At 68.6% G+C, this 18,273-nt stretch carries 17 protein-coding genes and 3 pseudogenes; 7 read left to right on the plus strand and 13 right to left on the minus strand.

Annotated features, from left to right (window positions below; all coding sequences use genetic code 11):
- Positions 1 to 10: 10 nt before the first annotated feature.
- The 7 genes from ACQEXA_RS51840 to ACQEXA_RS51870 all read right to left on the minus strand — a co-directional run bounded on the left by ACQEXA_RS51840 (position 11) and on the right by ACQEXA_RS51870 (position 7,256).
- A complete protein-coding gene (locus ACQEXA_RS51840; RefSeq protein ID WP_432922431.1) occupies positions 11 to 832 on the minus strand; it encodes a carbohydrate ABC transporter permease in 822 nt (273 codons plus the stop codon).
- Positions 829 to 1,797 (minus strand): carbohydrate ABC transporter permease, encoded by a 969-nt coding sequence (locus tag ACQEXA_RS51845; protein ID WP_433133516.1) that lies wholly within the window; start codon positions 1,795 to 1,797, stop codon positions 829 to 831. The genes ACQEXA_RS51840 and ACQEXA_RS51845 overlap by 4 nt, the downstream gene beginning before the upstream one ends.
- The gene (locus ACQEXA_RS51850) at positions 1,794 to 3,086 is read right to left on the minus strand and encodes an ABC transporter substrate-binding protein (protein ID WP_433133518.1); all 1,293 of its coding nucleotides are present in this window, start codon (positions 3,084 to 3,086) and stop codon (positions 1,794 to 1,796) included. The genes ACQEXA_RS51845 and ACQEXA_RS51850 overlap by 4 nt, the downstream gene beginning before the upstream one ends.
- Before the next feature lie 538 nt (positions 3,087 to 3,624).
- Complete coding sequence (locus ACQEXA_RS51855; RefSeq protein WP_432922422.1) at positions 3,625 to 4,260, minus strand: response regulator; 636 nt, start codon at positions 4,258 to 4,260, stop codon at positions 3,625 to 3,627.
- Entirely contained in the window at positions 4,250 to 5,554 is a 1,305-nt protein-coding gene (locus ACQEXA_RS51860) for a sensor histidine kinase (protein WP_433133520.1), read from the minus strand. Before ACQEXA_RS51860 ends, ACQEXA_RS51855 begins: the two co-directional genes overlap by 11 nt.
- A 29-nt stretch (positions 5,555 to 5,583) precedes the next feature.
- Positions 5,584 to 6,348, minus strand: coding sequence for an ABC transporter permease (locus ACQEXA_RS51865; RefSeq protein ID WP_433133522.1), 765 nt, complete (start codon positions 6,346 to 6,348; stop codon positions 5,584 to 5,586).
- Positions 6,345 to 7,256 (minus strand): ABC transporter ATP-binding protein, encoded by a 912-nt coding sequence (locus ACQEXA_RS51870; RefSeq protein ID WP_433133524.1) that lies wholly within the window; start codon positions 7,254 to 7,256, stop codon positions 6,345 to 6,347. The genes ACQEXA_RS51865 and ACQEXA_RS51870 overlap by 4 nt, the downstream gene beginning before the upstream one ends.
- 621 nt (positions 7,257 to 7,877) lie before the next feature.
- On the opposite strand from ACQEXA_RS51870, the gene ACQEXA_RS51875 reads away from it, so the two are divergent.
- Positions 7,878 to 8,711 carry a PIG-L family deacetylase gene (locus ACQEXA_RS51875; RefSeq protein ID WP_432922410.1) on the plus strand — a complete coding sequence of 278 codons (834 nt, stop codon included), beginning with the start codon at positions 7,878 to 7,880 and terminating at the stop codon, positions 8,709 to 8,711.
- Between the two features lie 126 nt (positions 8,712 to 8,837).
- On the opposite strand, the pseudogene ACQEXA_RS51880 reads toward ACQEXA_RS51875, so the two are convergent.
- Positions 8,838 to 9,293: pseudogene (locus tag ACQEXA_RS51880) on the minus strand (IS30 family transposase); the annotation flags it as partial.
- Between the two features lie 73 nt (positions 9,294 to 9,366).
- A complete protein-coding gene (locus tag ACQEXA_RS51885) occupies positions 9,367 to 10,524 on the minus strand; it encodes a reverse transcriptase domain-containing protein (RefSeq protein WP_433133526.1) in 1,158 nt (385 codons plus the stop codon).
- Positions 10,525 to 10,595: 71 nt separating this feature from the next.
- Here ACQEXA_RS51885 and ACQEXA_RS51890 point away from each other — a divergent pair, with 71 nt between their 5' ends.
- From ACQEXA_RS51890 to ACQEXA_RS51905, 4 genes and pseudogenes are all read left to right on the plus strand, one after another.
- A complete protein-coding gene (locus tag ACQEXA_RS51890; RefSeq protein WP_359412606.1) occupies positions 10,596 to 10,973 on the plus strand; it encodes a hypothetical protein in 378 nt (125 codons plus the stop codon).
- An 11-nt stretch (positions 10,974 to 10,984) separates the two neighbouring features.
- Positions 10,985 to 11,125: pseudogene (locus ACQEXA_RS51895) on the plus strand (DUF5372 family protein); the annotation flags it as partial.
- Positions 11,126 to 11,288: 163 nt separating this feature from the next.
- Positions 11,289 to 11,426, plus strand: coding sequence for a hypothetical protein (locus ACQEXA_RS51900; RefSeq protein WP_433134827.1), 138 nt, complete (start codon positions 11,289 to 11,291; stop codon positions 11,424 to 11,426).
- Positions 11,419 to 13,638, plus strand: coding sequence for a recombinase family protein (locus ACQEXA_RS51905; RefSeq protein ID WP_432920226.1), 2,220 nt, complete (start codon positions 11,419 to 11,421; stop codon positions 13,636 to 13,638). The genes ACQEXA_RS51900 and ACQEXA_RS51905 overlap by 8 nt, the downstream gene beginning before the upstream one ends.
- A gap of 9 nt (positions 13,639 to 13,647) precedes the next feature.
- On the opposite strand, the gene ACQEXA_RS51910 is transcribed toward ACQEXA_RS51905, so the two are convergent.
- The 3 genes from ACQEXA_RS51910 to ACQEXA_RS51920 all read right to left on the minus strand — a co-directional run bounded on the left by ACQEXA_RS51910 (position 13,648) and on the right by ACQEXA_RS51920 (position 15,650).
- Entirely contained in the window at positions 13,648 to 14,298 is a 651-nt protein-coding gene (locus tag ACQEXA_RS51910) for a reverse transcriptase N-terminal domain-containing protein (RefSeq protein WP_433133528.1), read from the minus strand.
- Positions 14,299 to 14,925: 627 nt separating this feature from the next.
- Positions 14,926 to 15,288: a transposase gene (locus ACQEXA_RS51915; protein WP_433134839.1), complete on the minus strand. Its 363-nt coding sequence runs from the start codon at positions 15,286 to 15,288 to the stop codon at positions 14,926 to 14,928.
- Positions 15,234 to 15,650, minus strand: a complete 417-nt coding sequence (locus tag ACQEXA_RS51920) for a helix-turn-helix domain-containing protein (RefSeq protein ID WP_433134795.1) — start codon at positions 15,648 to 15,650, stop codon at positions 15,234 to 15,236. Before ACQEXA_RS51920 ends, ACQEXA_RS51915 begins: the two co-directional genes overlap by 55 nt.
- A 214-nt stretch (positions 15,651 to 15,864) precedes the next feature.
- Here ACQEXA_RS51920 and ACQEXA_RS51925 point away from each other — a divergent pair, with 214 nt between their 5' ends.
- Together ACQEXA_RS51925 and ACQEXA_RS51930 are read left to right on the plus strand one after the other, a co-directional pair.
- Positions 15,865 to 16,353, plus strand: a complete 489-nt coding sequence (locus tag ACQEXA_RS51925; RefSeq protein WP_432930635.1) for a hypothetical protein — start codon at positions 15,865 to 15,867, stop codon at positions 16,351 to 16,353.
- Positions 16,354 to 16,434: 81 nt separating this feature from the next.
- The gene (locus tag ACQEXA_RS51930; protein WP_433133530.1) at positions 16,435 to 17,955 is read left to right on the plus strand and encodes an ISKra4 family transposase; all 1,521 of its coding nucleotides are present in this window, start codon (positions 16,435 to 16,437) and stop codon (positions 17,953 to 17,955) included.
- Positions 17,956 to 18,048: 93 nt separating this feature from the next.
- Here ACQEXA_RS51930 and ACQEXA_RS51935 read toward each other — a convergent pair.
- Positions 18,049 to 18,207 (minus strand): annotated as a pseudogene (locus ACQEXA_RS51935) (transposase); the annotation flags it as partial.
- Positions 18,208 to 18,273: the final 66 nt, after the last annotated feature.

The following is an 18,273-nucleotide window of genomic DNA, read 5'->3' on the forward strand; positions in this document are numbered from 1 at the left end:
CGCGTGCCCCCTACTTGACGGCACCCACGGCGATGCCGCGGGTGAGAGTCCGCTGGAAGACGAGGAAGAAGACGATGGCCGGCAGGACGCCGAGCAGGGCCGCCGCGTTGGTCATCGTGGCGTCCATCAGGCGCTGACCCTGCAGGACGCCGAGCGCCACCGACACCGTCTGGTTGTCGTTGGAGATCAGCATGACCAGGGGGAGCAGGAACTCGTTCCACGTCCAGATGAAGAAGAAGACGAGCAGCACGCCGATGGTCGGGCGGCTGACCGGGACCACGATCCGCCACAGCACCTGCCACTTGTTCGCCCCGTCGATCCGGGCCGCCTCGATGATCTCGCGCGGGAACTGTCCGAGGACGGAGGAGAGCAGATACGTGCCGAAGGCGGCCTGGACGACGGTGAAGACGATCACGACGCTGAGCCGGGTGTCGTACAGGCCCACCTGCTTGCACAGGTAGTAGATCGGATAGACGAGCGCCTCCTGCGGCAGCATGTTGGCGAGCACGAAGAAGGCGAGCACCCAGGTGCGGCCCTTGATGCGGCCGATGCCGATCGCGTAGGCGTTGAGCACGGACAGGACCGCGGCCAGGACCGCCACCGAGCCGCTGATCAGGACGGAGTTGAAGAGCTTTTGGCCGTAGTCGACGCGCGACCAGAAGTCCTTCAGACCATCCAGGTAGAGGCCCTTGGGGAGGCTGAGGGGGCCGTGCTGGGAGTACTCGGTGGGGGACTTCACGGCGTTGACCGCGACGATGAGGAACGGCAGGACCATGAAGGCCGCGCCGATGCAGAGCGCGATGAGGACCGGGTAACGGCGTACGGTAATCATGTGCGGACCCCCTCCTCGGCGTCCTCGGCGCGGGCCTGGAGCTTCAGTCCGACCAGGGCCAGGACGAGGATGATCACGGTGAGGACAGTGGAGACGGCGGCGCCGTACCCGACTTGGGTCTTCTCGAAGAACGTGGTGAAGGAGAAGTAGGAGGGGACGTCGGTGGCGCCGCCCGGCCCACCCTTGGTCAGGACGTAGACGGCCCCGAAGACCTTCAGCGCGGCGATCGTGCACCACAGCAGCACGACGTAGATCTCGGGTCTGATCTGCGGCAGCGTGATGTGCCAGAAGCGGCGCCACCAGCCGGCGCCGTCCAGCTCCGCCGCCTCGTACAGCTGCGGGTCGACGCGCTGGAGCCCCGCCATGAAGACAACGAGGGGGAAGCCGATCTGCACCCACACCATCACACCCATGACGGTGTAGAGGGCGATGTCCGGGTCGCCGAGCCAGTCCTGTTGCAGGGAGCCGAGACCGACCGCCTTCAGCAGCGCGTTCAGGGCGCCGTTGCCGGGGGCGAGGATCCAGCTCCAGACGATGCCGGCGACCGCGATGGGCAGCACCTGCGGGAGGTAGAAGCAGGCGCGCAGGACGGCCGCCGTCCTGCTGCCGAAGTGCTTGCCTATGTAGTCGAACAGGGCGGCGGCGAGGACGAGTCCGAGCATCGTCGGTACGACGGCCATGGCGACGACCATGAACAGGCTGTGCCGGAACGACGCGCAGAACTCCGAGTCGTCCACCAGTTCACGGTAGTTGGCGAGCCCGGTCCACTTCGGCGAGCCGACCCCGCTCCAGTCCGTGAAGCTCACGCCCGTGTTCATCAGGAATGGGATGACGATCACGGCGAGGAAGGCGAGGATGCCGGGGAGCAGGAAGAGGGCGTACGACGTGCGCGGGCGGGGGCGGCGCGGGCCGACGTGCTGGTGCTTGCCGACGGCCCGCGCACCCCGTTCGACGATGATCGTCATTGCTTCGGCACGCCCTTGTCGTACGCCTTCTGCACGTTGCTCAGATAGGCGTCCGGCTTCTCGCTGCCCGTGATCAGCTTCTGCGTCTCAGAGACGAGGACGTCGTAGAAGCCGGCGACCGGCCAGTCCGGATAGAAGGCCAAGCCGTCACGTCCGGAGAGCGTGTTGAAGTCGGCGATGAGATTCTTTGCCTGCGGGTCGGTGACGGCGGCCGCGTCGGCCGCCACGGGCACGCCGCCCTTGTTGCCGAGCAGGTTCTGGATCTTCCTCGACATGGTGATGTCGATGAAGTCGTAGGCCAGGTCCTTGTTCTTGGCGCCCTTGGGGACGACCCAGAGGTTGCCGCCCGAGCCGAGGGTCAGGTTGGAACCCGGCCACAGCATGGTGCCCCAGTCGAACTTGTTCTCCGCCTTGAAGCGGCCGTACCACCAGCTGCCGCTGAACAGGATCGGGTTCTTGCCTTGGATGAAGGCGACCCCCGCGTCCTCGGCCTTGGAGCCGCTGGACGTCTTGCTGATGGAGCCCTTCTTCACCCAGTCGGCGAAGGTGGTCGCGCCGTAGGTCCAGGCCGCATCGTGGAAGTCGGTCTTACCCTTGTAGAGCTCGTACGAGTCGACCCAGGAGCGGTCGGCCTTCGACAGCGCCAGCTGGTACAGGTACTGCTGGGCCACGTACTCGGCGCCGGCGTTGGCGAGCGGGGTGATGCCCTTGGCGACGAACTTGTCCATGGCCGCGGTGAGGTCGTCGAACGTCTTCGGCTCGGCGATGCCGTACTTCTTGAAGAGGTCCTTGTTGTAGAAGACCATGGTGTATTCGGCGTAATTGGGCACTCCGTACCACTTTCCGGAGCCCATGACCCCGTTGGCGTCGTACTGACTAGTGGTCTTCACCCCCGCGCTGAGCTTCTTGTCCCAGCCGCGCTTGGTGACCTCGGCGGTCAGGTCGGTGAGGAGCCCCTGCTTGGACAGCAGTCCAGCCGTTGCGTTGCCCTTGTTGTACTCCATGATGTCGGGCGCGTCCGAGGAGTTGAGGACCATCGGCGCGGTCTTCTGGATCTGCTCGAAGCCCTTCTCCTCGAACTTCACCTTCACGCCCGGGTGTTTCGCCTCGAACTCCTTGATGGCCTCGTTCCAGGCGACACCCATCGCGCTGTTCGGGGCTTCGTAGTGCCACAGCTTGAGTGTCTTGCCGTCGGAGGAACCGCTGTCCGAGCCACCGCAGGAGGCCAGGAGCAGGGAGCCGGTGAGGACCGCCGCCGTCGCCACCACACGCCTTCGTGCCGTCAACATCCACTGCCTCCAAGGGAGTCGGATGGGTAACTGAGGTGTCACGCAGCGTTCATCGAATCGTTTCGATGCGTGACGTCGAAGCGCTTCGACGGTGGAAGGTAGGTGGGGGCTGTGAGCGCGTCAATGGGGTGCGCGAAAACCAGCGGAGATTCGTGGCGCGCCCAACCCGAGCATCGCCGACGACGGGCGTGGACGGCGTGGCCGGTCGCGCTCAGCAGGGGCCAGGGCCGCGGCGGTCGTTGGCCCGGTGAAGCCGACGGTCGGTGAAAGCCCTGTCGAGTCAGCCGCAGCGCGGTGCACGCCTCAGCCGGGGCCGCACCCACGCGGCAGCCCACAAGCCGGATGCTTCCGGCCGGGGGCCTCTGCTCGACAAAACACCACCACCCGGTACCGGACTTACCCCGAATGAGACCCGACCCGCCAACGAGCGGCACAAGGCCCACGTCGGAACAGCCGGCTGCACGGAGCTGGCACGCCACCCAGGCATGTCAGCCCCGCACAGACATCGGGCGGACATCACAGCATTACGTGATGGCTCTTAGCCCAGAATTCCGCGGTCGTAGGCCACCGCCACCGCCGCCGCCCGGTCCTTGACGCCCAGTTTGGCGTAGAGATGCGTCAGATGGGTCTTCACCGTGGCCTCGCTGATGAACAGCACACGGGCTATCTCGCGGTTGGACGTGCCCTTGGCCACGAGCGCCAGCACTTCGCGTTCGCGGACGGAGAGCGGCTCGTTCCCGGGGGCGCGCACCGCCGAGACCAGCCGGGAGGCCACCGCCGGGGACAGCACCGTGCGGCCCTCGGCCGCGGCCCGTACCGCGGTGAAGAGTTCGTCGCGCGGCGCGTCCTTGAGCAGATAGCCCGTCGCACCCGCCTCGATGGCGGGCAGTGTGTCCGAGTCGGTGTCGTACGTCGTCAGGACCAGGATCTTCGCGCGGGCGCCCGAGCGGGTGAGCGTGGCTATGGCCTCCACCCCGCTGCCGCCCGGCATCCGCAGATCCATCAGGATGACGTCCGGGTCGAGTCCGGCGGCCAGGGCCACCGCCTCCACACCGCCCGACGCCTCGCCCAGGACGCGGAAACCGGGGGCGTTCTCGAACATGCCGCGCAGCCCGTCCCGAACGACGGGATGGTCGTCGACGATCAGCAGGGAGACGGTCGTGTCATCGGTCATCGCCCACCAACGGTACGCGAGCCGAGACCGCCGTGCCCTGTCCCGGCTCCGACTCGAGGACGAGGGATCCGGCTATGCGCTCGGCACGGGCCCGCATGCCGTCGAGTCCGAAGCCTCTGGTGCCGGTGCGTTCCGGGAGCCGGTGCGGATCGAAACCGCGGCCGTCGTCGCGGATGTCGAGACTCACTTCGTCACCCATGAAGCTGAGCGTCACTCCGACGCGGGTGGCGCAGGCGTGACGGGAGGTGTTGGAGAGTGCCTCCTGCGCGATACGCAGCAGCGTGGCGGACACCTCGTCGTGGAGTGACACCGCGGTGCCCGTGACCGTGAACCGGGCGCCCACACCGGTCCGTTCGCCCCACTGGGCGACCGTCTTCTCCAGCGCCTCGGGCAGCCCGGCGTGCTCCAGGTCGACGGGGGCGAGGTTGTGGACGGAGCGGCGGGCCTCGCCGAGGCTGTGCCGGGCGAGCGCGGCGGCCCGGTCGAGATGGGTGCGGGCCACCGTGAGGTCGGAGGCGCCCGCGACCACCTGGAGCTGGGCGATGATCCCGGTCAGGCCCTGAGCGATGGTGTCGTGGATCTCGGCGGCGAGGCGCCGGCGCTCGTCGGCGACCCCGGCTTCCCTGGCCTGGACGAGGAGTTGGGCGTGAAGGGCCGCGTTCTCGTCGAGGGCCTGCTGGAGGGCCGCATTGGTGCGCTCGAGTTCGGCGATGGTGTCGCTCTGCACACGGGCGCGTTCGTCCTCGTGCGCCGCGATGCGGGCGAAGACGGTGAGCAGACAGAGGTTGACGCCGAGCAGCACGCCGAAGCCGAGCCAGCCGACCCCGCCCTGCGGCGGCATGCCCCCGGCCTGCGAACCGGACATCGTGACGGCGGTGGCGACAAGGCCGTATTTCACCAGGCGCTGCGGCAGCAGCCGGTTGACGCCGAAGTAGCCCGTGACGGCGAAGAGTGCGAAGAACGGGTTGAGCCAGCTGAGGGCGAAGCCGAGCACCCAGCGGACGGTGTAGTAGGCGACGCCGGCCCGGGAAGGTCCCGTGCGCCCACGGGACACCCTCCCCCACACCCACTGCAGAACGAGGGCCGCCGCCACCATCGCACCGGTCGCGTACCTGGCTCCGGTGGTCATGCCGACCGCGTCCGCGGAGACGATCGCGGTCAGGGTCCCGCCGGCGAGGAGACCGTACGGTCCCCACCGGTGCCAGGCCGCCCAGCGCTGCTCCACCGCGGCCGACCCGGGGGCCGACCAGGCACCGACGGCGATGCCCGGCACCTGTTGCGTCTCGGCTGTCATACGACCAGTCTGCACAGCGGGAACCGGCCTCACTCCCAGCGGAACCATCGTGCGGCCAGGGCCGACAGGAGCACCGTCCACGTGGCGAGCACGCCGAGGTTGCCCCAGCCGGGCCAGTCGCCGGAGGCCGCCTGGCCGAGCGCACGGGCGGCCGCCCCGAACGGGGTCAGCTCCACGACCCGGGCCAGTGTGTGCGGCATGGACTGCACCGGCAGCCACACCCCCGCGCAGAACATCATCGGGAAGTACACGGCGGACCCGATCGCACCCGCGATCTTCGTCGTACGGGAGACGGCCGAGACCACCGAACCCAGCGCGAGGGCGGCGAGGATGGCCAGGACCAAGGCGAGGACGTATCCGGCGAGTTGCTGCGGCAGACGTACATCGAAGGCGAGCCGGCCCACGGCGAGCGCGAGCAGTGCGGAGACGAGGACGGCCAGTCCGTGCACCAGCATCTGCGCGGACAGCAGGGACGAGGGCCGCACGGGCGTGGTGGACATCCGGCGCAGGATGCCGCGCTCGCGGTAGCCGGTGAGGGCCTGCGGCATGGACTGCACCCCGGCGGTGATCATGGCGACCAGGACCACCACGGGGACGTACAGATCCACGAGCCTGAGGCCGCCGAGGGACTTGTCGCTCTCCCGGAAGGCCGGGATGGAGCCGAGGATCACCAGCAGCAGCGTGGGGAACATCAGGATCCAGAAGATGCCGCCGGGTTCGCGGCGGAAGAGCCGTACCTCCGTGCGCAGGACGGCCGCCCGCGGACGCGCAGTGGAGAGGGTCGAGGTGCTCATGCCGAGGCCTCCGTCAGGTCCAGGAACGCGTCGTCCAGCGTGGCGTCGGTGACGCGGAGTTGATGGGCGGTGATGTGCTGCCGGGCGAGCAGGGAGATGACCGCGTTGACGGTCTCGTCGGTGCCGGCGAGCGTGATCCGGCCGTCCTTGTGGGCGACGGACGCGAGCGCAGGCAGCGCCTGCAGTTCGTCCTCGTCCAGCGGCGCCGACGGGGTGAAGCTGATGACCGTGGAACCGGACGCGCGGCGGATCAGTCCAGCGGGGGTGTCCAGGGCGGCGATCCGCCCCTTGTCGATGACCGCGATACGGTCGCAGAGCCGCTGCGCCTCCTCCATGAAGTGCGTGACGAGCAGGACGGTGACGCCGTTGCCCTGTACGTCCTCGATGAGCCGCCAGGTGTCGCGGCGGGCTCGCGGGTCGAGTCCGGTGGTGAGCTCGTCGAGGACGACCACCCTCGGGTTGCCGATGAGGGCGAGCGCGATGAACAGGCGCTGTTTCTGGCCGCCGCTGAGTTTGCCGAACCGGGTGGTGAGCTGTCCGGTGATGTCGAGGCGCTCGGCGAGCGGGCGCCAGTCGGCGGGGTGCGGATAGAAGGACGCGTACAGCTCCAGCGCCTCGCGCACAGAGAGCTTGGCCTGCAGTTCGCTCTGCTGGAGCTGGGCGCCGAGGGCCCGCGAGACCTGCTCGTGGTCGGCGACGGGATCGAGCCCGGCGACCCGGACCCGTCCCTCGTCGGGGGTCCTGAGGCCCTCGACGCAATCGACGGTGGTGGTCTTGCCCGCGCCGTTCGGGCCGAGGATTCCGAAGATCTCGCCCTCCTCCACGGCGAAGGTGACGCCGTCGACGACAGCCCTTCCCCCGTAGGACTTGCGCAGTCCGCTGACTTCGATGACGGGATGCGTGGTCATGCCTCGAGGGTCCCGGCCGGAGCCCGTCCGGCACATCGGCCGCCTCGCTCGAAGGTGCATCAGCCGATCGGTTGATGCGGGGGTACGACCCGGCGGCCGACGGACCGGGCGACTCCTCGTACACGCAGGTCGTAGGACCGCAGACGGATCCGGGTCCGGTCAAAACGCGGTGGGCACTGTCGGTGCCGGTACGTAGGCTCCTGCTGATGCCCGCACAACGTGTAACCCTCCAAGGACCGCTCCGCCGTGTGCACCCTGCTGCGCCTGTGGCCGTATGTGCGACCGGTGCGCCTGAGGCTGTTCACCGTCGCGTTCGTCGCGTTCGTCGCCTCGTGCGTCGGCCTGGTGATCCCGCTGGTCCTCAAGTGGCTCGTGGACGGGCCGGTGGCCGACCGGGATCTGTACCTCGTTCGCGTTGGACGCCGACGCCTGGAAGGCCACGCGGCCGCGCCGGGAACAGCCGGTCCGGCCGGCATGGTTGCATCGATCGAGGGACCGGCGCCGCACGGGCGGGGAACACGGATCACAAGGTCGTCCGCACCACCAGGATCCGGGCCCCAAGGTCGCGGTACGCCCGCCGCACACTCGTACCAAGACGTATTTCTGCAGGAGGACTGTTTCATGACTGACCGGCCCTTGACGCTCATGGCAGTACACGCCCACCCCGACGACGAGGCCACCGGCACCGGAGGGGTCCTCGCGCGGTACGCGGCGGAAGGCATCCGTACCGTTCTCGTGACGTGTACCGACGGCGGTTGCGGTGACGGACCGGGGGGTGTCAAGCCGGGCGATCCCGGGCACGATCCCTCGGCGGTCGCCCTGATGCGCCGTCAAGAACTTGAGGCGAGCTGTGACGTCCTGAAGGTCAGCGATCTGGAGATGCTGGATTATGCCGACTCCGGGATGACGGGCTGGCCGAGCAACGACGCCCCCGGATCCTTCTGGCAGACCCCCGTGCAGGAAGGCGCGGCCCGACTCGCGACACTCATGCGACACTACCGACCTGATGTGGTCGTCACCTACGACGAGAACGGCTTCTACGGCCACCCCGACCATATCCAGGCCCACCGCATCACGATGGCGGCGCTGGAGATGACCGCGCTGGCACCGAAGGTGTACTGGACCACGATGCCCCGCTCGATGATGCAGCGGTTCGGCGAGATCATGCGTGAGTTTCATGAGGACATGCCGCAGCCGGATCCTGCCGAGGCCGCCGCGATGGCCGAGATCGGCCTCCCCGACGATGAGATCACCACGTGGGTGGACACCACCGCGTTCAGCGGTCAGAAGTTCGACGCGTTGGCCGCGCACGCCAGCCAGGGCGAGAACATTTTCTTCCTCAAGATGGGCAAGGAGAGGTTCGGCGAGTTGATGGGCATGGAGACTTTCGTACGTGTCCAGGACGCCACCGGCGCGGCCATACCCGAGAACGATCTCTTCGCCGGACTGCGCTGATCCGCCTGTCCGACCGGCCGGGAAATCAATCACCACCGGATCTGATTGGATCGGCGGCGCCCTGATGTCCTGGAATGTCCGGGTTCATCAGATGCGCCTGGTGCCTGTCGGTAAACGATGGCGAGCTCAAGTGGTCAACGCGTCACCGCTGTTCAGGAGGTCAGCGTAGACCTCCGCCGGAGTGCGGTAGCCACGGACTTTACGGGGACGGTGGTTGAGCTCGTGGGCGATGGCGTTGAGGTCGGCCTGGCTGAACGTGCGGAGATCCGCGCCCTTGGGCAGGTACTGCCGTAGCAGGCGGTTGGTGTTCTCGTTGGTGCCTCGCTGCCAAGGGCTGCGTGGTTTGCAGAGGTAGAATGGCATGCCGGTCTCGGCCGTGATGGCCTGGTGTTCGGCCATCTTGCGGCCCCGGTCCCAGGTGAGCGTCCGCTGCACCTGGGGCGGGATGCCGAGGAGGCTCCGGGTGAGGTGCGGCGCGACCTGATCTGCCTTGATGCCGTCCGGCAGCGCGACGATGGTGGTGTAGCGGGTGGTGCGCTCGACGAGCGTGGCGACCGCCGAGGGTCGTGTGCCCATCACGAGTCGGGTAGCGGGGACGCATTGCTGCGCCCCCGCCCCCTCAGAACCGTGCAAGCAGCTGTTCACCGCACACGGCTCAAGCAAGCCCCAAGGGCTCGCGGTCAGGAGAAGGTGCGGGGCTTGTCGGATCGGCGGCTCCATTCCGCCGTTGACAGTGGGTGTGGAGGAGACGGATTCGTTGATCGCCCGGTGAGGCCCCTCCTCGGAAGGCGACGTACTGCTTGGAGATCGCCTTCCTGAGGACGGCCCGCCACGCTTCCCATTCCTGCGGGTTTCGGGGCGGGTGATCGGCGTGCAGCAGGAGCCCTCCACAGATCGGGCAGCGACCCTGTTGTGCCTGGAGCAGGCGCACGGTCATGCCGTCGACCGGCGGGGGTGGCCCTTTGCGACGCCGCTCGGCCCAGTACGACTCCAGTGCCGGGTCGTCCGGGGACGCCCTGCCCTTGACCAACTGGTGCCGGACGATCTTCGTCCAGGAGAACTTGAGCAGGTAGGCCCCGCTGATGCGGTCGCCGAATACCCACCGGTCCCTCCTGGCCTTGTTGAACCGGCCGAAGTACCTGTCGGATATCCAGTGCTTCGGCTTGTTCGGGTGGCTGTGTTTGGCCCACTTGTAAGCGAGCTTCCACATGTGATTGTCCAGCGCGGTGAACACCTCGCTGGACACCACCGTCCGGTAGTAGGCCGACCAACCCCGAACGATCGGGTTGATCTTCTTGAGCACCGCACCCGCATTGGCCCCTCGCAGGGCCAGCATCTCGGCACTCAACCGTTCCCGGATCCGTCGTTGGGCCGCTGTGCTCGGCTTGATCAGCAGCTTGCCGTGATAGCGGCGGACGTTGAACCCCAGGAAGTCGAACCCGCTCTCCGCGTGGACGATGTGTGTCTTGTCCTCGTGGAAGGCGAGCCCCCTGGGCGTCAGCCATGCGGCCAGCCGTTCCTTGACCTGCTCGGCCTGCTCACGACTGGTGCACATCGCGACAAAATCGTCGGCGTATCTCACCAGCACCGGGCTCCCGCTCTGCGCACTTCCAGCGTCTCGGCCGGTTGTGTAGTAGCGGACGCCTGCGGCTTCCTCCATTCCGTGCAGAGCCACGTTGAAGAGCAGTGGGCTGATCACTCCGCCTTGAGGAGTCCCCGCCTCGGTCGGGGCGAACCGGCCTCGGTCCACGGCCCCGGCCTTGAGCCACTGCCGGACCAGTCCCCGAGCGGGGAAAGTGCCGAGCGCGGCCATGAGCCGGTCGTGGTCGATACGGTCGAACGAAGCCCGGACTTACTACCCGCATCGAGGACCTCGCGGCCGCGTTGCGCGCTGGGGCCGCGGGGTTGTACTGCGCGGTGGCGGCCGTCGAGTTGCTGATTGGCCAGGAACGGTGGCTGCGCCGCGACGACTTCATCGCGGACTTCGTCGAGATCGTCCCTGCTGCGGACGGGACGCCGATGGCGTTCGTCGACTGGTCGCGGGTGGCAGCCTGTCTGAAGCGCGGGCGGCTGGCCTGCTCCACCGGCGAGGGCCAGGTGCTGCGGCTGTGCGCGAGCCTGGTCGAGGGCGTCCCCGTTGACCTGGGCACCGTGTTGACCAGCGTGGACGCACCCACCGTGGTACTGGTGGCCCGCGCCGTGCTGCGCGCCGGCGGCTGTGCGGAGGTCGCTCTGCCCTTGCGAGACGGTGGTGCGCGGTGAGGTCCGTGCAGGTGGTCAGGGACCACCACCCGCTCAAGGGCCGCAGCCTTCAGGTACTCGGCCAGATGCACTGCCGGGGACGGCTGGAGCTGCTGCTGGTCCTGCCGGACGGGAGCAAGTCGCTCATCCCGGCCGCCTGGACTGACTTCCCTCAGGACAGGGAAGAAGCCACCGGCGCCGGAGACGATCGCATCAGGCAACTTGCCTCGTCGGTCAAGCTGTTGGAGGCGCACGGGCTGGTTTCCTCGCTTCTCGCCCGGGCGATCGCTGGGCGGGAGCAGGCTGCACGGCAGTCACCGTGCAAGGAGGACGACCGTGCAGCCTGTCCAACTCAGTCTGCTCCCCGAGCAGGTATCCCCGCCGCAGAACCAGCTGCAAGAGGCCGTCACCCAGCTGGCCCATCTCATCGCCAAGATGACCGCCGCACGCCGAACGGAGGCTGACGATGAGTGAGCACAGTAAAGTCACCGCGTCCCATCGGCAAAGAGCGGCGATCGTCTACGTGCGCCAGTCCACTCTGCTTCAGTTGGAACGCAACAGGGAGTCCACGGCCCGCCAGTACGATCTGGGCCAGCGTGCGGTGGCGCTCGGGTGGTCCCGTGCGCAGGTCAGCGTCGTCGATGAGGACCAGGGCATCTCCGGCGCCAGTGCCCTGGGGCGGTCCGGGTTCGCCGGGCTGGCCGCCCGGGTCGGCCTGGGCCAGGTCGGGATCATCCTCGCGCTCGAGGTGAGCCGGCTGGCCCGCAATAATGCGGACTGGTACCGGCTGCTCGACCTCGCGGCGATGACCGACACGCTGGTCGCCGACGCGGACGGCGTCTACCACCCGCGCCGGTTCGACGACCGCCTCGTGCTGGGCATGAAGGGGACCATGGCCGAAGCTGAGCTGCACATTCTGCGGGCCCGCCTCGACGGCGGGGTGCGCAACAAGGCCGCCCGCGGGGAACTGCGACGCGGCCTTCCCGTCGGTCTGGTCTGGGGCGAAGCCGATGGCGAGATCCTCTTCCATCCCGACGAGGCCGTGGTCGGCGTGATCCGCGCGGTCTTCGAACACTTCGCCGCCTGCGGCTCAGCGCGCGGGGTGTGGCTGTGGTTGCGCGAGCAGGGCCTGAAGTGGCCGCTGCAGCCGACCGGGTACGTCAACGGCACCGAGATCGTCTGGGTCGAGCCGACCTACCACGCGGTGCACAACACGCTCACCCACCCCGCCTACGCCGGTGCCTACGTCTACGGCCGCACCCGCTTCGAACGCCGCCTCGACACCGACGGCACCGTGCGCACCCACCGCCGCGTCCTGCCCCGCGACCAGTGGCAGGTCCTGATCGAGGACCACCACGAGGGCTTCATCACCTGGGAGGACTACCTGGCCAACCAGGAGAAAATCAGTGCAAACACCCGCCCGCGGCGTCACGAGCCCGGCACCGGCGCGGTCCGTGAGGGGTGCGCGCTGCTGCAGGGCCTGGCCGTCTGCGGCATCTGCGGGCGCAAACTCGCCGTCTTCTACCAGGGCCCTGCCAAGGCCACCCCCGGCTACTACTGCACCGGATCCGGACAGCTGGTCGACGGCCGCGGCACGCGCCACCTGCAGGTCGGCGGGCAGGCCATCGACGCCGCGGTGGCCGCCGCGTTCCTGGCCGCGCTCACCCCCGCCGCCCTGGAAGCCTGCCTCAAGGCTGCCGACCAACTCGAAGCCGACCACGACACGGCGCTTGCCCAATACCGGCGCGAGGTCGAGCGCGCCCGCTACGACGCCTTGCGCGCCGAGCGCCGCTACCGAGCCGTCGACCCGGACAACCGCCTGGTCGCCCGCGGCCTGGAGGCCGACTGGGAGAAGACGCTCACGGCCCTGGCCGCCGCCGAGGCCGAGCTCGCCCGCCGCGATCGCCGCCAGCCCACCGCCCTCACCGCGGCCGAGCGCGCCACGGTGCTCGCCCTCGCCGACGACCTCCACCCGGTCTGGACCGCCGAGACCACCACCGACAAGGACCGCAAGCAGCTGCTGCACACCCTGCTCGAGGACGTCACCCTCACCGTCCACCGCGACGACTCCGACCCGCGCGCCGAGGCAGTCATGCGCTGGAAAGGCGGCGCGATCAGCAAACTGGTGGTGCCGATCCGCCGACCGCAGCCGAAGATCCGCACCGACGAGGACACCGTCGACCTCATCCGCCGCCTGGCGGTGCACTACCCGGACGCCCAGATCGCCGGGATCCTCAACCGCCAAGGTCGGCGCACCGCCCGGGGATTGTCATACACGGCCAGTAGAGTCCAATCACTACGGCACCACTGGGGCATCCCCTGCCACACCAAGAGCGACAAGCCGCAGGAAGGAGAGCTGGTCACCGTGGCCCAGGCCGCCGACCGACTCGGTCTCGCGCCCTCCACCCTGCATCGCTGGCTGGGCGACGGCTTCATCGCCGGCGAGCAGGACACCCCCGGCGCCCCCTGGCGCATCCGCCTCACCGACGAACTCCGTGCCCTATTCGTCGAGGACGCCCCCGACGGCTGGCTCGCCATGCTCGAGGCCACCCTCGCCTACGGCGTCTCCCGCCAGACCCTGTTGCAGCGTGTCAAGCACGGCGAACTGAAGGCCGTCCACGTCCGCACCGGACGCAGAAAAGGCCTGCGTATCGAGCCCCCGACCCCTCAGAACAGCCTGTTCTGACCCCCACAATCAGCACAAGGAGCAGTGTGACGATGCGTCAAACGCCGCCGTCAGGTCCGCGTCGAGCACCCACACACGCTGCGGGTTCTTCCCGTTGAGCGTGGAGTAGATGGCCCCGATCGCGTCGTGACAGCCGCGGCCGGGCCGAAAGCCGTACGACTTCGGCTCGAACCGCGCCTCCCACTCGGGCTCCAGTGCGCCCAGTGCCACGGCTTGCAGACACCGGTCAACGATCACGGGAATCCCGAGGCCGCGCTTCTTCGTGGTCCCCGGTTTGGGGATGAACACCCGCTTGACGGGCTTGGGGATCCACGGTCGGGCGCGGAGCTGAACCCAGTCGGCCAGGGCGGCCTTGGACTGGGACATCAGCACCACCTTCCCGTCGACTCCCGCCGTCGCGCGTCCCGCGTTGATCTCCGTAACCCGCCGCACGCTCAGGAGCGTGTTCGACCGGGAACGGAGCATCAGCTTCTGCAAGTTGCGGACCTTCTTCAGGTCCCCTGCCTGCGATGCCGTGAAGATCCTCTGCCGCAGACGCCGTACGTCCTCCTCGACCAGGCGCCAGTCGATCGACGCCCAGTCCAGGTCTTCGTCCTCGGGTCCGTTCACCGTCGCGGCAGCGTTCCGGACGGTCGAGACCGCTCCGTCCGCATCCGTCATGGCGTCCAACTTGTCCCTCGGTTCCGTCGTCTTTGTCCAGTGAGTCCGCACAGGCTCACCTGGCCCACGTCAGCACCCTTTCGGGTCCGGGCAGCGCACCCGTATCCGGACGGTTATGCGGGGCGACCGGCGGAAAGGCCGGTCATGCTGCCCCGGGTTCCCGTTTCCTTTCGTCTTCCGGCATTGGCTTCTTGGGCCATCCTGTTCCCGCTGGGGAGTTGAGCCTTCCTCGCGGTCGGCCGACCGGGCCGCGAAGGCCCGGACCCCAACGGGGTTTCCACGTTCCACACGAATGAGATACGACCGGGGTGGGTGCTCCCTTGACCCCGAGGCGGCGGTGTCCACCTGGCCGGAGTGACCTCTGCCGGCCAGCGCCTACCGCTTCTCAGCGGCCAGCCATGCACCCCACTGGAACCTTCCATCGGCGGGGCTTGGGATCACGAGGCATCATCGGGAGTTCACTTGCGTTCACCCGTCCGGTCTTCCCCTTGCCGGTAACTCCCGGATGGAACGGGAGCCCTTGGGCTTTCCCCTGAGCTTCGGACCACACCGTTACCGGCATCGCACGTCAGAGGCGGGGACGGGTCATACGGACACGGACCCGTGACTGCACCTACGGCCTCATCATCAGCCGTTTCTCCTTCCGGTCAGTCCACTCGTATTCGTGCGGCTTCGTGTCGCACGGTCGCCCTCCCAGTGGCCGGGCACCTTGCGGTCCTCGACTTCGGCAGGGCGGGTGCTGATGGACACCATGCCGCGGATGAAGCCCCGGCCGGTGGGCCGACGGGCGGCCTTCGGCCGGCGCATCGGCCGCGCGGACCGCAGCCGCTGGGTGAGGCTGCGATCGATCGCCTGCCGACGTCGCGGGTCGTAAAGCGAGAGGTAGATCGCCTCGTGCGAGACCTGCATGGAGACGTCGCCAGGGAACTGGAGTCTCAGCCAGCCCCCGATCTGCTCTGGCGACCAGCACAGTGCCAGTTTGGCCTCCACCAGCGCTTGCAGAGCGGGCCGTTGGGCGAGCTTGCCTGCTTGGGCCGACGCCCACGCGTGTAGGCAGCTGCGTCCGCCGACGCGGCGCGGTAGCGTTCCCGACCGCCGTTACGGGTGATCTCACGGGAGACGGTCGACGGCGATCTGCCCAACCGCCGCGCCAGTTGCCGAGCGGACTCACCGGCTGCCATACCGCGGGATATCTCCTCGCGCTCGCCGCCGGTCAGATGGCGCGTTGACCGCTGCTGCGGGGCCTGGCGGACGCCGCCGCTCTGGTACAGAAACCGGCGGACGTGGTGCATCGGAGCCCCGAGCGCGCGCCCCATCAAGCTGAAGGACTGCCCTGGCTGGCTGACCCGCATGCAGGCGTTCGGGCCTGCGCGGCCCTGGCGCCCGACCTTGCCGACGACGACGCAGCGGACCAGGTGCTGATGGAACTGGCGCGGTCGCCGCAAGCCTTCGGCAAGTCCTTTGGGTGCGGATCCTCTCGGGGGACGGTTGAACTGGGGTTTTGCTGATCTGGGTGTGGGTGGGGTGTTGTCGTCTCTACCGTGCGGGTAGAGGAGGCGGTGCCGGATGGGCTCGTTGATCGGGGAACTGGAGGCTCGGCAGGCGGCGGTGCGGTCCCGGGTGGAGGAACTCGAGCGGGAGATCGCCGTGTTGACCGTGCGGTTGGAGGCTGAGCGGGACCGGCTGGAACGGTTGACCGTGACGCGGGAGACGCTGGAGGAACTCGCGGCTGAGGGAGTGGCCGTGGACGCGGTCGAGCCGGTGGGCGGGGGCCGGGTGGTGGGAGCGCAGACGGTGACCGTGTGGCGGGAGGGGATGAGCAGCGCGGATCTCCCTGCGGTCTACCGCGACATCGTGGACGTGATCGACGACGGGCCCGAGCCGGTGCAGGCGAAGCAGGTCGTGCCGAGGATCGGCCTGCCCGCGCAGACGTCGAAGATCGAGGGGACGCGGTCGAAACTGAAGCGGCTGGTCGAGCGGGGCTGGCTGGACGAACAGACACCCGCACTGTTCACCGCGTCGGCCGGAAGGACGGCGACCGGTTCGGTGCGGTGAGCCAACTCCCGGTGGTCAAGGGGCTCTTCTTCCTACCGTCGTAGGTGCCAACCAGGAACGACGGCCGGAAGAAGAGCCCGGATGGAACGCTACGACACCCACGATGTCCCTGACCCGTTTGCCTGCTCGATGGAAGCGGTGGAGTCGCTGGCAGCACGGCTGTCGGCACCCGAGACCGCCGAGTTGGACCATGCCGCGGTGGAACAGCTGATCGAGACCGATGGCCGGGAGATCCTGCGCCGGTTCTTCCAGGACCACCTCGACCTGCGGGCGGCCCGTGAAGAGCAGGCGCCGCCGCCTCGGGCGGTCTTCGGTCCGGACCGCGAGGTGCGGCCGTACCGCGAGAGGGGGCATGCCCGGCAGCTGACCTGCTTGTTCGGCACGGTGAGTGTGACGCGGTGCGCCTGGCGGAGCCGGGGCCTGTCGAACGTGCACCCGGCCGACGCCCAGTTGTCGCTGCCACGCGGCCGGCACAGCCACGGCGTCAAACGCCTCGCCGTGCGCGAGGCGGTCCGTGGTTCCTACGCGCAGGCCGTCGCGGCGATCACCGACCGGTGCGGGCCGGTACTGGGCAAACGCCGGGCCGAGAGCCTGACCGTCGAGGCCGCCGCCGACATCGACGCCTTCTACCACCACAAGATCGCCTCCCCGTGCACGGCCGACATGCCGCTGGTCATCCAGGTCGACCAGAAGGGGGTGGTGATGCGGCCCGAAGCGTTGCGCGAGGCCACCCGCCGCGCGGCCGAGGCAAAGAAGCGGCAGGGCAGGCAGGCGCGGCTCGCACCGGGCGAGAAACCGAACCGGAAACGCATGGCGACCATCGCCTGCGTCCACGACACCCACCCCGCCCAGCGCCGTCCGCACGACATCGTCCACCCACCCGGCGGCCGTACCCGCCTGCGGACGGTGCGGCCCGGCCCGAAAGCGGTCAACCGGTGGTGCACCGCCTCCCTGATCCACGACCCCGACGACGTGATCGCCGAGGCATTCACCCAGGCCACCGACCGTGACCCGGGCCATCACCGGCCCTGGCTCATCCTCGTCGACGGCGCCCGCCACCAACTCGACCTCGTCGAAGCCGAAGCACAGCGCCGCAACGCCAAGATCCACATCTTGATCGACTTCGTCCATGTCGCCGAGTACGCGTGGACGGCCGCGCACGCCTTCCATCCTGTCGGCAGCCTGGAGGCCGAGACTTTCGCCGCCGAGACACTCACCGCGATCCTGCACGGACACGCCGCCCGCGTCGCCGACGAGATGACCGCCCGCGCCGAGAAGGAACAGCTCACCGGGGCGAAACGGGACAGCGTCGACACCTGCGTGCGCTACCTGTCCGGCCACCTCGACCAGCTCCGCTACGACACCGCACTGGACAAGGGCTGGCCCATCGCAACCGGATCGGTCGAAGGCGCGTGCCGGCACCTCGTGGGCGACCGCCTCGACATCACCGGAGCCCGCTGGGGCCTCGCCAGCGCCGAAGCCGTCCTCAAACTCCGCGCTGTCCACGCCAACGGCGACCTCGACACCTACCTCGCCTACCACCACACCCGCGAGCATCAGCGCACCTACCCCGACCAGCACCACAACCAACCCAGCACTTGATCAACAACCTTCCCTCAGAAGGATCCGCACCCAAGTCCTTTGGCGACCTGACTCCACCCCTGCAGCTCCAGTCCAAGTCGTACCAGGACCTGCTCACAGGGCGACGCGCGAGCTGATGCCCGGTCGCTTGCGCACTTCGCGCTCGGAGCTGGTCAGCTCGCCGGACCCGCGCTCGCCCCGGTCCGCCTTCACCTGGCGGTACCAGCCGCGTAGGGACTCGGAGCTGATGCCGAGTTCCCGGGCGAAGGCGGTGACCGTCCTGCCCGAGAAATCGACGAGGGGAGTGTCTAATCAACGGCGGATCTGCTGATCAAGGGA

This window comes from Streptomyces sp. CA-106110, from assembly GCF_050936285.1.
Classification (GTDB): Bacteria; Actinomycetota; Actinomycetes; order Streptomycetales; family Streptomycetaceae; genus Streptomyces.